Below are 13,262 nucleotides of genomic sequence, written 5' to 3' on the forward strand. Positions count from 1 at the left end.
CACTCCGGTCGCTGACAGGCTTCCAGGCGGCGTGTCGTGCTGTTGACGGCGTTTCTGCCTGTTGAGCGCGAGCAGCCGGCGGCCGGCTGCTGCCCGTCACCAGTGCGGTCCGGCGTGACCGGACCGGCGCTCAACAGGCACGCGGGCGTTCGACAGGCTCCGAGGCGGCGTGTCGTGCTGTTGGCGGCGTTTCTGCCTGTTCAGGGCCAGGAGCCGGCCGGCCGGCAGGCGGGGGTCAGTCGGCGCGGTCGAGCCCGACGAGGCGGCGCCAGGTGTCGGCGCTCGTGAGCCGAGGGAGGGCCTCCCGGTAGTCCCGCCGGAGCGAGGGCCAGCGGCGCCACATCGTGACGAAGCTCGAGACGGTCTCGCGGAGGCCGGTGCGGAAGGCGCCGAGGTCCCGCGTGTGGTGGGTGTACGAGCGGCGGTCGCCCGCCTCCACGTACACGCGGTCCAGCGCGGACACGGCCCACCAGCGCGCCTCGCGAGCCGACACGGCGACGTCGCCGCGGGCCCGGGGCGGCACGAGCAGGTGGCGGCCGAAGCGCCGGGCGGCCAGGAGCAGCGCGCGGGCAGCGCCCGGCTCCGCGCCCTCCGCACCCTCCGCGCCGCGCAGCGTGAGCCGCCGGACGCCGGCGGGCAGTGAGTCGACCGCCCGGCCGTCCTCGTAGCCGCTGCGCAGCGCCCGCAGGGCGGGAAGCCGCTCGCCGAGCTCCGCCGCGAGGCGGTCGGGGCCCGCGAGGATGCTGCGGTACGCCTCCTGGCGCAGGGCGAACGTCGAGTAGTCCATCGTGAGCAGGAAGCGGACGTCGATCGCCAGATTCTGCAGCAGCAGGCGTCCGCCCCGGCGTGCGCCGGAGTGCAGCACCGCGGCGAGCAGCCGATTCCGGGCGTGGTAGAACGCCTGCCAGTCCCGCGAGTCGTTCTTGTCGATCCAGGCGACGTGCCAGATCGCGCAGCCGGGAAGGGTCACGGTAGGGATTCCGGCGGCCCGCGCGCGGACTCCGAACTCGGCGTCGTCCCACTTGATGAACGCGGGCAGCGACAGGCCGATCTCGCGCAGCACCGAGGTCGGGATGAGGCACATCCACCAGCCGTTGTAGCCGGCGTCCCAGCGCCGGTGGAGGAACGCGGTGGAGCGGAGCGAGCCGGTCGCGAAGTCGTGGCGCAGGGGAGTGAGGGAGCGCCACATGAAGTCGCGGAGGGTGACCGCCTCCGCACCGGAGTGCAGGACGGTCGGCGCGTTGAGGTCGAGCATCTGCGCGCCGACGATCGTGGGATCCGAGCACCGGGCCGCGAACGCGATCGCCCGGCGGATCGACTCCGGCTCCACCTCGACGTCGTCGTCGAGCAGCAGGACGCTGTCCGATCCCGCCTGGAGCGCCTCCAGCATCCCGCGGGCGAAGCCGCCGGAGCCGCCGAGGTTGGCCTGACGCAGCAGGCGGATGCGCGGGTCGGCCGCCGCGAGGGCCGCGGCCTCCGGCACATCCGCGAGCGGGCGCGCTCCCTGGTCGACGACCGCGATCTGGTGCACGAGGTCGTGCAGCTCGGCGCTCCCGGTGAGGGCGCGCAGGAGCGGGACGGTGAACGCCGGCCGGTCCATGGTCGTGATCGCGATGGTGGTGCGGGTGGCGGCGACGGCGTCGGGCGCGTTCCAGTCGGCCCGCCGCAGCAGCACCGGCGCGTCGCCCGCGGTGACGTCGGCCCAGTACAGCCCGCCGTCCTCGAAGCCGTCGAGCGGGAGGTCGACCGTGACGCTGCCGTCCTCGGCGAGCGCGACGGTCCGCACCGCTTCGGCGCGGGCGTCCGCGTCCGACCGCCACACCGTCAGAGTGCCGCCGCCCGACGACACGACGGTGAGGGACACCCGCGTCAGCGGTGTCCAGCGGCGCCAGTACGCCGCGGGGAACGCGTTGAAGTAGGTCGCGAGCGACGCGGTCGCGCCCTGACCGACCACGAGGACCGGGGCGTCCTGCCGCTGCTCGACCGCACCCCCCTCTGTGTAGAGGGCGGTGCGGTCGGCGCGCTCCGCCGACGGCAGGAGCAGCGACTGCAGCAGCGTCGAGGCGTCCCCGACCGGTCCGCGGGGAGAGGTCATGCCGCCGAGAAGAGGGGCTTCACCTTGTTCTCGAACATGCTGAGCGCCGATCCGATCGCCATGTGCATGTCGAGGTACTTGTACGTGCCGAGGCGGCCGCCGAAGAGCACGTTGGGCTCGCCGGCCTGCAGCTCGCGGTAGGCGAGGAGCGCCTCCCGGTCCTGCGGCGTGTTCACCGGGTAGTACGGCTCGTCCTCACGCGACGCGAACCGCGAGAACTCCCGCATGATGATCGTCTTGTCCGTGGGGTACCAGTCCCGCTCCGGGTGGAAGTGCCGGAACTCGTGGATGCGGGTGTACGGGACGTCCGCGTCGGCGTAGTTCATGACCGGGGTGCCCTGGTAGTCGCCGACCGGGACGACCTCCTCCTCGAAGTCGAGGGTGCGCCACGACAGCTCGCCGCCCTCGTAGTCGAAGTAGCGGTCGACGGGACCCGTGTAGACGACCGGGAGGGATCCGACCGCGGCGGCCTTCGACCAGGGCTGCGCCGGGTCGAAGAAGTCCACGCCCAGCTGCACCTCGATGTTCGGGTGGTCCGCCATGCGCTCGAGCCATGCGGTGTACCCGTCGACGGGGAGGCCCTCGTAGGTGTCGTTGAAGTAGCGGTTGTCGTAGTTGTAGCGGACCGGGAGCCGGCTGATCACCTCGGCGGGCAGGTCGGTCGGCGGCGTCTGCCACTGCTTCGCGGTGTAGTCGCGGATGAACGCCTCGTAGAGCGGGCGCCCGATCAGCGAGATCGCCTTCTCCTCGAGGTTCGACACCTCGCCCGTCGAGATCTCGGACGCCTGGGAGGCGACGAGGGCGCGTGCGTCGTCCGGCGAGTACGCCGCCTTGAAGAACTGGTTGATGGTGCCGAGGTTGATCGGCATCGGGTACACGACGCCGGCGTGGTTCGTGTACACGCGGTGGGTGTAGTTCGTGAACCGGGTGAAGCGGTTGACGTACTCCCACACCGGCTTGTTCGACGTGTGGAACAGGTGCGCGCCGTACCGGTGCACCTCGATCCCGGTCTCCGGGTCCGGCTCGCTGTAGGCGTTGCCGCCGATGTGGTTGCGGCGGTCGATCACGACGACCTTGCGGTCGAGCTCGGTGGCGACGCGCTCGGCGACGGTGAGGCCGAAGAATCCGGCGCCTACGACGAGGAGGTCAGCGGTCACGTATGCGGTTCCTTAACTGTTGACGGAGGGTGGCGTCGTTTCGGGCGCCCTCAACCCTAGTTGAGCGGGACGAACGGCCCGGTCAGGCCGAGCGCATGACATAGCGCCGGTACAGCTGCCGGCGCGCCGCCTCGGGGATGAGGCGGTAGGCGCCGCGGATGCCCACGTTCCGCGCGAACTGCATCGGCGACACGAAGCCGATGGAGAGGAACGCCCGCTGGAGGGCGAGCTCGCTCGCCAGCAGCTCGCGTCCCCCGCGGCGGCTGTACGCCCCGGAGCTCACCCGGTAGTGCAGGAGCGGGAGCGGGACGTTGGCGGCCCGGACCCCGACGGACAGCATCCGGGCGAACAGCCAGTAGTCCTCCATCTTGCCCATCGGCAGGTACCCGCCGGCGCGGGCGACCGCGGCCTTCGTGTACACGACCGTCGGGTGGTTGAACGGGTCGTGGAACCGTGCGAACCGCGAGATCTCCTCCTGACCGGCGGGCGGAAGGCGGAGGGCACCGAGGACCGGCGAGCCGTCCGGCCCCTCGCTGAACTCGAGCATCCCGGTGCCGACGAGCTCGTAGCCCTCCCCGATGCGCTGCAGCTGGACCGCGAACCGCTCCGGTGTCGAGAGGTCGTCCGCGTCCATCCGGGCCACGACCTCGTGGCTGCAGGCCTCGAGGCCGGCGGTGAGGGCATGCGCGAGCCCGCGGTTGACGGGGAGCGGCAGGTGGACGACGGGGACGGTCGCCCGCTCGACGAACGCCTCGATCTCGGCGCGCAGCTCGGGGCTGATCGGGCCGTCCTCGACCACCACGACCTCGTCGGGGGGCAGGGTCTGCTCGTCGACGCTCGTGCGGATCGCCGCGCGGAGGAAGTCGGCGCGGTCGCCGCGGTAGACCGGCAGCAGAAGGGAGAACGGCGGACGCTCGGCCATCAGCTGCCGGACGCGGCCACCGCCGCGAGGTCGCGCACGACATCGTCCCCGAGGTCCGCGAGGGCGGTCGAATTGGGGCGCGGGGGAGTGCGCAGCCCGTCGCGCACTCCGCGCCGGAGGCCGTCCCAGAGGGTCCGCCGTCCGCTCGACTTCGCGAACGTCCGCGCCCAGCGCAGCACGGTCGACACGCCATAGAGGGCGGCGTCCCGCGGGCCGAAGGGGCGGGAGTGGCGGAAGAGCCAGATCTTGTTGCGCACCTCGAAGTAGAACCGGTCGCCCGGGTCCGCGTCCGTGCTCGCGAGGGCCTTCGTCTTGTGCACCACGATGCTGCGGGGGCAGTACAGCCCGGTCGTGCGCCGCAGGAGCTTCGCCGTGAACTCGAAGTCGTCGTTCCAGATGAAGTAGTCCGCCGTGGGCAGGCCGGACTCCCGCACGGCCAGTGTGTCCACCAGGCAGGAGACGAAGGAGGCGCTGCGGACGCTGACCGCCTCCGCGTGTCGCGCCCGGTCCCGGTCGGCTCGGCGCAGAAGGGGCCGGGGGCGGGGCGTGTTCATGGGGTGATCCGCGCCGTTGACCCAGACCACGCGGGACGCGAGCAGCGCCACGTCCTGCCCGTACCGCTGCCGGGCCGCGAGCAGCTCCTCGAGCGCCGTCGGGGTCGGCACGGTGTCGTCGTCCATGAGCCAGACGAGATCCGCGCCGTGCCGGTTCATCGCCCGGCTGAGGCCCACCGCGAAGCCGCCGGCGCCTCCCGTGTTCCGCGCCAGCTCGACCAGATCCGCCTCGGGCGCCAGCTCGCGCGCGACGGCGACGGAATCGTCGGTCGAGGCGTTGTCAACGATGACGATGGCGTCGAGGGGACGCGTCTGCGCCTCGAGCGCGGCGAGAGCCTCCCGCAGCAGCGCGCTTCTGTTGTAGGAGACGACCACGGCCGCGATTCGCATGGGACGTGTCCACCTCGTGGGTCGGGGGCGGGAAGGGATCGGTGCTGTGGCATAGTCGAATGACGCGCCAGCCGGACCGGAAGATCCTACCTTCCGTCGATTCCCCACGACGTTGAGGGAGGATGCCAGGGGCACCGGTGTGGGCTTCGCGCGGGAGGATGGGATCGATGACGGTTGACGTTGCGTCTGAGGTGACCGGAGCGGTGACGACGAGGCGGCTCCAGACGGCGTACTTCGCGCCGCTGGCTGCGGTGTGCTCCGAGGACCTGTACCTCGCGGTGGATGCGGGCCTCGCCCTGCGCCGGCGCGAGCGGGTGGAGCTGGAGCCGTACACGCGGGTCTCCTCCCGCACCTACTTCGGCCGGTTCCCGGCCGCGCACTACCAGCGCTGGACCACGGTGTCGTCCGTGGACGTCGAGGTGACGGTCTCCGGCAAGGGCCGCGTCCAGGTCTTCGCGTCCGACAGCCAAGACCTCGAGCGTCTGGTCGCGAGTGCCGAGTTCGACTCGTCCGAGGACGTCGACCTCTCCTTCCCGGTGGCCATCGACAAGTTCCTCGACGGCGGCTTCCTCTGGGTGGAGACGGAGTCCTACGACGCCTCCGCCGCCATGTGGCCCATCCGCTACTCGACGAGCTCGAAGGTCTCGGAGACCGTCGCGAGCGTCGTCGTCTGCACGTTCAACCGCGCCCCCGAGTGCCTCGCGACGCTCGAGGCGCTCACGACGGTCGCCGGCGCGCCCGGCCAGATCCGGGACGTCTTCGTCGTCGACCAGGGGACGGACCTCGTCGAGAACCAGCCCGGGTTCCCCGCCGTGACGCAGAAGCTCGGCAGCGCGCTGCATTACGTGCGCCAGCCGAACCTCGGCGGCGCGGGCGGCTTCACGCGCGGGCTCTACGAGTCGATGGGCATGACGAGCCGTCCCGACTACGTCATCTTCATGGACGACGACATCGTGCTCGAGCCGGAGACGGCGAACCGGATGGTCGCCTTCGCCGACCACTCGATCGAGCCGCTCCTGGTCGGCGGTCAGATGCTGTACCTGTACCACCCGAACATGCTTCACACGAGCGCCGAGTACGCGCGGCTCGACCAGCTGAAGGCCGGGATCCCCGCCCACGAGGACGAGGCGGGCCTCGACCTCACCGAGGAGCTCCCGGTCGAGTGGGTCGACGCCCAGTACAACGCGTGGTGGGCCTGCCTCATCCCGACGAAGGTCGTCGAGACGATCGGCTACCCGCTGCCGGTGTTCTTCCAGTGGGACGACATCGAGTTCGGCATCCGGGCGGGGGAGCGCGGGATCCCCACGGTCACCCTGCCGGGTGCCGCGGTGTGGCATGCCGACTTCAGCATGAAGGACGGCGACGACTGGGCGCGGTACTTCTCGCACCGGAACTCGCTGATCGTGGCCGCGCTGCACAGCGATCTCGTCCCGAAGGTCGTGACGAAGACGCTGTTCAAGGAGGTGCTGCGCTTCATCCTGAGCATGCAGTACGCCCGCGCGGCGATGCAGCTCAGCGCGGTGGACGCGTTCCTCACGGGACCGAGCCATCTCGAGGACGGCGGCGCGGAGATCGCGGCCTGGGTCCGGAAGATGCGCGCCGACTACCCCGACACGATCCGGCACAGCCCCGCGGACATCGCGAAGCGCAACCTGCACGGGGTGCCCAAGCACCGCGACAGGGGGACGCCGTCCCAGCCGGCCGCCGTCTTCCTCAAGCGCGTGGTGCACCAGGTGCTCGGGATGAACCGCGTGACGGCGAAGATCTCGGCCGCCGACAACATCTGGTGGCACGTCTCGCTGTTCAAGTCGGTCATCGTGACGGACGCCGCCCAGGACGCCTTCCGCATCCGGTCGCTCGACCCGCAGCTGTCCTGGAAGACCGCCCGTCGGGCACTGCGGACGCTGGCGCGCCTCCGCCTGCACGGCGCGGCGGCGACGGAGCAGTGGCGCCAGGCGTTCCCGGAGCTCACGAGCCGCGAGAACTGGGCGCGCCTCTACGGCCACTCCGACTGACCCGTCCGGCCGTGTGCCGGGACGGCGTGCTTCAGCGTTCCGCGTGCACACCTCCCGGTCGAGATGCCACTTGGTGCCCTCAAACGGCGCGTTTGGGGACACCGAGTGGCATCTCGGCGGTCTAGTGCCGCCCGGGGTCAGCGGGTCGGGACCAGCTCGCCCTCCGCGACGGGCACCGCCGCCGCGCGGGACGTGTCCTCGGCCGCGGGCGTGTTCCCGCCCCGTCGGCGGCGCCACACGAGCCCCAGGACCGCGGCCGCCAGCAGCGCGGCGACCGTCGCGGCGCCGCCGACGAGCACGCCGGGCGTCGCGTAGGTCAGCTCGAGGCGCTGCGCGCCCGCCGGGACCTCGATCTGCACGAGGCCCTCGTCCGTGCGCTCGACGTCGACCGGCGAGCCGTCGACGCGCGCCGTGTAGCCGGGCCAGGCGAGGCGGGCGAAGGTGACGGTGCCGCCCGAGGGCGCCTGCAGGTCCACCCGCTCCGACGTCTCGGTGGCGGCGGAGCCGGTCACCGTGAGCCCGTCCGTCACAGCCGACACGCGACCGGGGAAGGGCAGCGGTGCATCGCGACGCCAGATCTCCCGCACCTCGTCCTCGCCGACGACGGACCAGCCCTCGGGAGGACCGGAGCGGATGACCGGAGCGAAGTTGTCCTTCTCGACGACGATGGTCGAGATGCGGAGGGCGTCCAGCAGCAGGGTGCGGTCCGTCCCGTCGACGGGCTCGAGGAGGCGGTCCATCACCTCGGGGCACGTCTGGCCCTTGTAGTCCATGCAGAGCGCGTTGCTGAAGTCGCGGAAGCTGATGCCCGAGTAGCGGGTGATGCTCTCGAATCCGACGGCCGCCGGCAGATTGCCCCAGAGGATGAGGCTCTCGGGGTCGGGGTTCTGCCGCGGCACGAACGAGCCCTGGCTGGCGATCTGCAGCACCGTCCCGCTGTAGTCCGCGGTGTTGGCCCTCATGGCCGGGATGTCGTGGGCGGGCCGAGCGGTCGGGTCGGCGAGCGACGGGAAGAAGGCCACCTGCATCACCACCACGACGAGCGTTCCCGCCGCCATCGTGGCCGCGACCGCGCTTGCCGAGGCCTTGCGGGCGACGGCCAGGAGCGCCCCGATGAGGACCGCTGTGACGAGGGCGCCGACCATCTGCTTCTCGGAGGACTCCGGGCGAACCGCGAGCCCGAGGTAGACGCCCACCGCGATGATCGCGGCCGATGCCCCGAACCGCATGCGCCTCCGCGTGCGCGCGATCCCGCACGACAGGGCCACCGCGAGGAGGACGAGCGCCGCGAGGTAGGTGTACTCGATGAGCCGCAGCGGCCAGCGGAAGAGCCACAGGTTCGAGGGTCCGAGGGTCGCGAGCGCGTAGAGGCCGCCGATGACCGCGAGGCTGACGGCGCCGCGCAGTCGGCGGGCGGCGGCCTTCCAGCGGATCCAGGGCAGCAGCGGCAGCGCGAACCAGGCCAGGTACACGGACGGCAGCGCCTCGACGAGCTGGCCGCCCCAGTTGGTGATCGAGGGGAGGTACGTGGGGTTGCTCGAGGCGGCCAGGTCGCCGAGGTCCGGCACCATGAAGGTGTCGTTGACGATGGCCGCGAGCTCCTGCCGGTTGGTGACCGACTGCACCCCGAGCAGCGGAAGGAACACGAGGAGCACGGAGCCGCCGACGAGCGCGCCCGTGACCACGAGCCGCAGCGCCGAGGCGACGCGCCGGTGCACGAGCTCCTCGACGAAGACGCCCAGCAGGACGATGAGGACGCCGAGCGTCGCGTACGGGTTCCCGGTGGTGATCGCGAGCATGCCGATCACGACGGTCACGAAGAGGTTCTGCCTGCCGCGCATCTGCCGCTTGAGGCCCCACCAGAACCAGGTCACGCCGACGAACGCGGCGAGGCCCGCGGGCCAGCCGGCCGCCTCGTAGAACAGCGTGAAGCCGCTGAAGGGGATGGCGAGGGCGGACGCGGCGGCCGCGTACTCGCGGCGGGCGCCGTACTCGCGGGCGAGCAGGTAGGACCCGACCGCGAGGAGCGCCAGCATCTCGATCATCACGAAGGCCGACGCCCACGCGAGGTCGTCGAACAGCGACACCAGCACGTAGTCGGCCAGCAGGATCGGGTTGAACTGCGCGTAGGCGGCCTCGCCGGCGTAGTTGCCGCCCATCCAGCCGCTCGCCTCCATGAGCGGCCACTGGCCGGCCAGGAGCTGGCGCCCGAAGTGCGACCACAGGGGGACGAAGGACTCCGGCGCGTCGCCCACGTAGAAGAAGAACGGTCCCCGGAAGGTGGCGGCGAGGCCGATCAGCGCGGCCCCGACGGCGACGCCGAGGACCATGGCCCACTCGGGTGCGCGCCGGATGCGCGCGGACACGCTCCGCCACTTCGTTCCTCGGGCCACTGACACTCCTCACCACCTGCGGGGCTGGACGCGGCCCCCTCAGTAGGCTAACCGGACTCGGCTCCGCGACCGCGGAGCGCGCGCACGGGCCTCCCGCGGACGAACTGATATCGTTTCCTGGGTTTCGGGGCGGCTGGGGACGGCAACCCATGCGCGGTGGGATGCGAAGGTAATCGATGCGGCAATCACGGGCCATGCTGAGCTTGGTCGTGCCGGCGTACAACGAGCGCGAGAACGCCGCGGAGATCGTCGAGTTCGTCCGCGCCATCCGCGAGCGGCACCCCGCCTACGACTTCGAGCTCGTGGTCGTGGACGACGGGTCCGAGGACGGCACGCACGAGGCCCTCGCGCAGGTGCTGCAGCCTGCCGACCACGCGACGATCGTGCGGCTCTCGCGCAACTTCGGCTCGCACGCCGCCATCACGGCGGGCTTCGCGCACGCCAAGGGCGACGCCGCCCTCACGCTGAGCGCGGACCGGCAGGAGCCGATGGAGGCGGTCGACGACTTCATCCGCACCTGGGAGGACGGCGCCGACATCGTCTGGGGCCTCCGGATCACGCGCACCGCCAAGCCGGGACCCTCGGAGTGGATGGCGCGCGGCTTCTCGAAGATCTACCAGAGCAACTCGGACGTGCCGACCTACCCGCGCGAGGGCCCGTCGCAGATCCTGGTGTCCCGCGGCGTCATCGACGCGCTGAACTCGATGCCGGAGCTGAACCGGAACATCCTCGCCATGGCGGCCTGGACCGGCTTCCGGCAGGAGCGGATCTTCTTCCACCAGCTGCCGCGCCCGCACGGCACGAGCAAGTGGACCACCAAGAAGAAGGTCAAGCTCGTCCTCGACTCGTTCGTCGAGTTCTCGGCGGCGCCCATCCAGTGGCTCGCGATCCTCGGGATGGTGCTCGGGGCGACCGGGCTCGTCGCGCTCCTCACGGGAGTGGGGCTGCTCGTCGGCGGTCTCGCCCTGGCGGGCGCCGCGACCCTCGTGAGCGGCGTGGTCCTGCTGGTGGGCGGGCTGATCCTCTTCGGGCTCGGCCTCGTGGGGGAGTACGTGTGGCGCGCCGGGGATGACGCCCGCCGTCGCCCCCTGTACCTCGTGCGGTCCGTCTCGACCCACGAGTGATGTCGGCGCCCCTGTGCGGCGCGCAAGAGAATGCGGAGTAGAGGATGACAGTGGAATACGCCCTCGGACAGCCGACGGTCGGCCAGGAGGAGCTCGACGCGATCAGCGAGGTGTTCGCCTCCGGCTGGCTCTCCGGCGCGGGTCCCGCGTGCCTCGCCTTCGAGAAGGAGTTCGCCGCGGTCGCCGGCGTGGACAACGTCCTCACCACGAGCAACTGCGGCGCCGCGCTCCACCTCGCGCAGCTCGTCCTCGGCACTCAGCCGGGCGACGAGGTCATCGTGGGCGACTACACGTTCCCGGCGACGGGGCACTCGATCCTCTGGGCGGGCGCGAAGCCCGTCTTCGTCGACGTCCGTCCCGACATCTGGTCGATCGACCCGCAGGCGGTCGAGGCGGCGATCACCCCGCGCACCGTCGGCATCGTCGCCGTCGACCCGTTCGGGCAGCCGGCCGACTACGACGAGCTGCGCGCCATCGCCGACCGGCACGGCCTCTGGCTCATCGAGGACGCGGCGTGCTCGTCCGGCGCCACCTACAAGGGGCGCCAGGCCGGCAGCCTCGCCGACATCGCGACGTTCAGCTTCCACGGCCGCAAGGGCATCACGGCGGGCGAGGGCGGGGCCCTCACCTCCCCGAGGGCCGACCTCGTGGCGCACGCCCGCAAGCTGCACACGTACGGCATCGCGCCCGCGATCAGCCGCGAGGGCAGCAGCACCCTGCCCATCCCCTCCTTCGACGAGGCCGGCTTCAACTACCGCCTCTCGGACGTGCAGGCGGCGATCATGCGCGTGCAGGTCCGGCGCCTGCCCCAGCTCATGGCCGCCCGCACGCGCGCGGCGAACACCTACGCCGAGGCCCTCGGCGACCTCGACCTCATCGAGCTGCCGACCGCGCTCCCCGACCGGACGCACCCGTGGCAGTCCTACGTGATCGGGGTCGACCCGTCGCTCGACCGCGGCAAGGTCGCGCTCGGCCTCCGCGCCCGCGGCGTGGGCTGCAACTTCGGCACCTACGCGAGCCACAAGCAGCCGGTCTACGGCTTCGAGGGCACCCTGCCCGTCTCGGCGTCCCTCTTCGAGCGGCATGTCGCGATCCCGATGCACGCGAACCTGACGGAGGATGACGCGGTTCAGATCGCCGGCATCGTCCGCGAGGTCGTGACGTCGGCCGACGTGCGCCGCTGAACCCGCAACACGACACAAGGAGCATCAACTTGCCGCAGAAAGAGACCGTCTTCGTCACCGGGGGTGCCGGCTTCATCGGCCTGCACGTCGTGGACCAGCTGCTGGAGAAGGGCTACAAGGTCCGGATCTTCGACAACATGTTCCGCGGTGACCGCGAGCGCGTGAACGAGCTCGTGAAGACGGGAAACGTCGAGCTGATCGACCAGGACATCCGCTACGGCGGAGCCGTCCACGCCGCCATGAAGGGCTGCGACTCGGTCATCCACCTCGCCGCCGTCTCCATCAACAAGAGCGTCGCGGACAGCTACGAGTCGGTGGACATCAACATCGCGGGCGCTCACAACGTCTTCGCGGCGGCCGCCGACCACGGCGTCCGCCGCGTCGTGTTCGCCTCGAGCGCGTCGGTGTACGGCGACCCCGAGAAGCTGCCGATGCACGAGGACGACCGCCTCCACCCGCTCACCCCGTACTGCATCGCCAAGCGCACGGGCGAGGACCTCCTCGACTACTACCAGCGCAAGTCGGGCCTGTCCTGGATCGCCCTGCGCTTCTTCAACGTGTACGGCCCCGGCCAGAAGACGACCGCGTACTACACGTCGGTCATCAACCACTTCGTGAACCGGCTCCGCAACGGCCAGCCGCCCGTCATCGACGGCGCCGGCGAGCAGTCCATGGACTTCATCCACGTGAAGGACATCGCCCGCTCGGTCGTGCTGTCGCTCGAGTCGGAGAAGGACAACGTCGCTCTCAACGTCGGCACCGGCATCGACACGAGCATCGCCGACCTCGCCCGCATCCTGATCAAGGCCGTCGGCGCGGACATCGAGCCGATCTTCAACCCGCGCGACGTGCTCGTCAGCCGCCGAGCGGCGGACATCCGCCGCGCGCAGGAGACCATCGGCTTCACGTACGAGATCCCGGTCGAGCAGGGCATGGCCGAGCTGGTCGCCCAGGCCTGATCCGCATGTCGTCCCTTCCCGAGAACCCGTACAACCCGCTCGCCTGGATCGTCGGCGAGCCGAAGATCGGCGCGGGCACCTGGATCGGTGCCTTCACCGTGATCGACGGGTCCGGGGGACTCACGATCGGGGAGGGCTGCGACATCTCCTCGGGAGTGCAGATCTACACGCACTCCTCCGCCCGCCGATGCGTGTCGGGCCGCCGGTATCCCACCGTGGACCGGCAGCCCGTCACCATCGGCGACCGCGTCTTCCTCGGCGCGAACGCGGTCGTCATGATGGGCGTGACGATCGGCGACGAGGCGGTCATCGGCGCCGGGGCCGTCGTGACCAAGGACGTCCCGCCGCGGACGGTGGTCGCGGGCGTCCCGGCGGCGCCGATCGCCTCGGTGGACCTCGACGGGGACGAGCCCCGGTTCGTCTCCCGCTAGGGCGTCTGTAGAGCCGTTTGCGGACGCCTACTGCCGCC

General features: G+C 71.2%; 10 protein-coding genes. 5 read left to right on the forward strand and 5 right to left on the reverse strand.

All coding sequences use genetic code 11. The features are described 5' to 3' along the window. Positions 1-235: 235 nt before the first annotated feature. The 4 genes from J3P30_RS08225 to J3P30_RS08240 form a co-directional block, all read right to left on the reverse strand. On the reverse strand, positions 236-2,095 hold the full coding sequence (locus tag J3P30_RS08225; protein ID WP_210480566.1) for a glycosyltransferase: 1,860 nt from the start codon (positions 2,093-2,095) through the stop codon (positions 236-238). Continuing rightward, positions 2,092-3,252 carry a UDP-galactopyranose mutase gene (glf, locus tag J3P30_RS08230; protein ID WP_210480567.1) on the reverse strand — a complete coding sequence of 387 codons (1,161 nt, stop codon included), beginning with the start codon at positions 3,250-3,252 and terminating at the stop codon, positions 2,092-2,094. Before glf ends, J3P30_RS08225 begins: the two co-directional genes overlap by 4 nt. 82 nt (positions 3,253-3,334) lie before the next feature. Then, positions 3,335-4,174, reverse strand: a complete 840-nt coding sequence (locus J3P30_RS08235; RefSeq protein ID WP_210480568.1) for a glycosyltransferase — start codon at positions 4,172-4,174, stop codon at positions 3,335-3,337. Continuing rightward, on the reverse strand, positions 4,174-5,118 hold the full coding sequence (locus tag J3P30_RS08240) for a glycosyltransferase (protein ID WP_210480569.1): 945 nt from the start codon (positions 5,116-5,118) through the stop codon (positions 4,174-4,176). The genes J3P30_RS08235 and J3P30_RS08240 overlap by 1 nt, the downstream gene beginning before the upstream one ends. A gap of 167 nt (positions 5,119-5,285) precedes the next feature. On the opposite strand from J3P30_RS08240, the gene J3P30_RS08245 reads away from it, so the two are divergent. Beyond that, positions 5,286-7,133, forward strand: coding sequence for a glycosyltransferase (locus J3P30_RS08245; protein WP_210480570.1), 1,848 nt, complete (start codon positions 5,286-5,288; stop codon positions 7,131-7,133). Positions 7,134-7,270: 137 nt separating this feature from the next. Here J3P30_RS08245 and J3P30_RS08250 read toward each other — a convergent pair whose 3' ends face one another. Further along, the gene (locus J3P30_RS08250; RefSeq protein ID WP_210480571.1) at positions 7,271-9,526 is read right to left on the reverse strand and encodes a hypothetical protein; all 2,256 of its coding nucleotides are present in this window, start codon (positions 9,524-9,526) and stop codon (positions 7,271-7,273) included. A 194-nt stretch (positions 9,527-9,720) separates the two neighbouring features. On the opposite strand from J3P30_RS08250, the gene J3P30_RS08255 reads away from it, so the two are divergent. Genes J3P30_RS08255 through J3P30_RS15405 form a run of 4 tightly spaced genes read left to right on the forward strand, consistent with a single transcriptional unit; the run spans position 9,721 to position 13,224 of the window. Next, positions 9,721-10,650: a glycosyltransferase family 2 protein gene (locus tag J3P30_RS08255; RefSeq protein WP_246852738.1), complete on the forward strand. Its 930-nt coding sequence runs from the start codon at positions 9,721-9,723 to the stop codon at positions 10,648-10,650. A 44-nt stretch (positions 10,651-10,694) separates the two neighbouring features. Then, positions 10,695-11,834 (forward strand): DegT/DnrJ/EryC1/StrS aminotransferase family protein, encoded by a 1,140-nt coding sequence (locus J3P30_RS08260; RefSeq protein ID WP_210480573.1) that lies wholly within the window; start codon positions 10,695-10,697, stop codon positions 11,832-11,834. 29 nt (positions 11,835-11,863) lie between these two features. After that, positions 11,864-12,793, forward strand: coding sequence for an NAD-dependent epimerase/dehydratase family protein (locus tag J3P30_RS08265; RefSeq protein ID WP_210480574.1), 930 nt, complete (start codon positions 11,864-11,866; stop codon positions 12,791-12,793). A 5-nt stretch (positions 12,794-12,798) separates the two neighbouring features. Next, entirely contained in the window at positions 12,799-13,224 is a 426-nt protein-coding gene (locus tag J3P30_RS15405; RefSeq protein WP_210480575.1) for a DapH/DapD/GlmU-related protein, read from the forward strand. Positions 13,225-13,262: the final 38 nt, after the last annotated feature.

It is taken from the genome of Naasia sp. SYSU D00948, assembly GCF_017916515.1.
Lineage (GTDB): Bacteria > Actinomycetota > Actinomycetes > Actinomycetales > Microbacteriaceae > Naasia.

Excerpts from the sequence above, each read along its gene's own strand:
- J3P30_RS08260 (WP_210480573.1), top strand. The coding sequence starts at position 10,695 with ATGACAGTGGAATACGCCCTCGGACAGCCGACGGTCGGCCAGGAGGAG.
- J3P30_RS08240 (WP_210480569.1), bottom strand. The coding sequence starts at position 5,118 with ATGCGAATCGCGGCCGTGGTCGTCTCCTACAACAGAAGCGCGCTGCTG.
- J3P30_RS08255 (WP_246852738.1), top strand. The coding sequence starts at position 9,721 with ATGCTGAGCTTGGTCGTGCCGGCGTACAACGAGCGCGAGAACGCCGCG.
- J3P30_RS08235 (WP_210480568.1), bottom strand. The coding sequence starts at position 4,174 with ATGGCCGAGCGTCCGCCGTTCTCCCTTCTGCTGCCGGTCTACCGCGGC.
- J3P30_RS08225 (WP_210480566.1), bottom strand. The coding sequence starts at position 2,095 with ATGACCTCTCCCCGCGGACCGGTCGGGGACGCCTCGACGCTGCTGCAG.
- J3P30_RS08245 (WP_210480570.1), top strand. The coding sequence starts at position 5,286 with ATGACGGTTGACGTTGCGTCTGAGGTGACCGGAGCGGTGACGACGAGG.
- J3P30_RS15405 (WP_210480575.1), top strand. The coding sequence starts at position 12,799 with ATGTCGTCCCTTCCCGAGAACCCGTACAACCCGCTCGCCTGGATCGTC.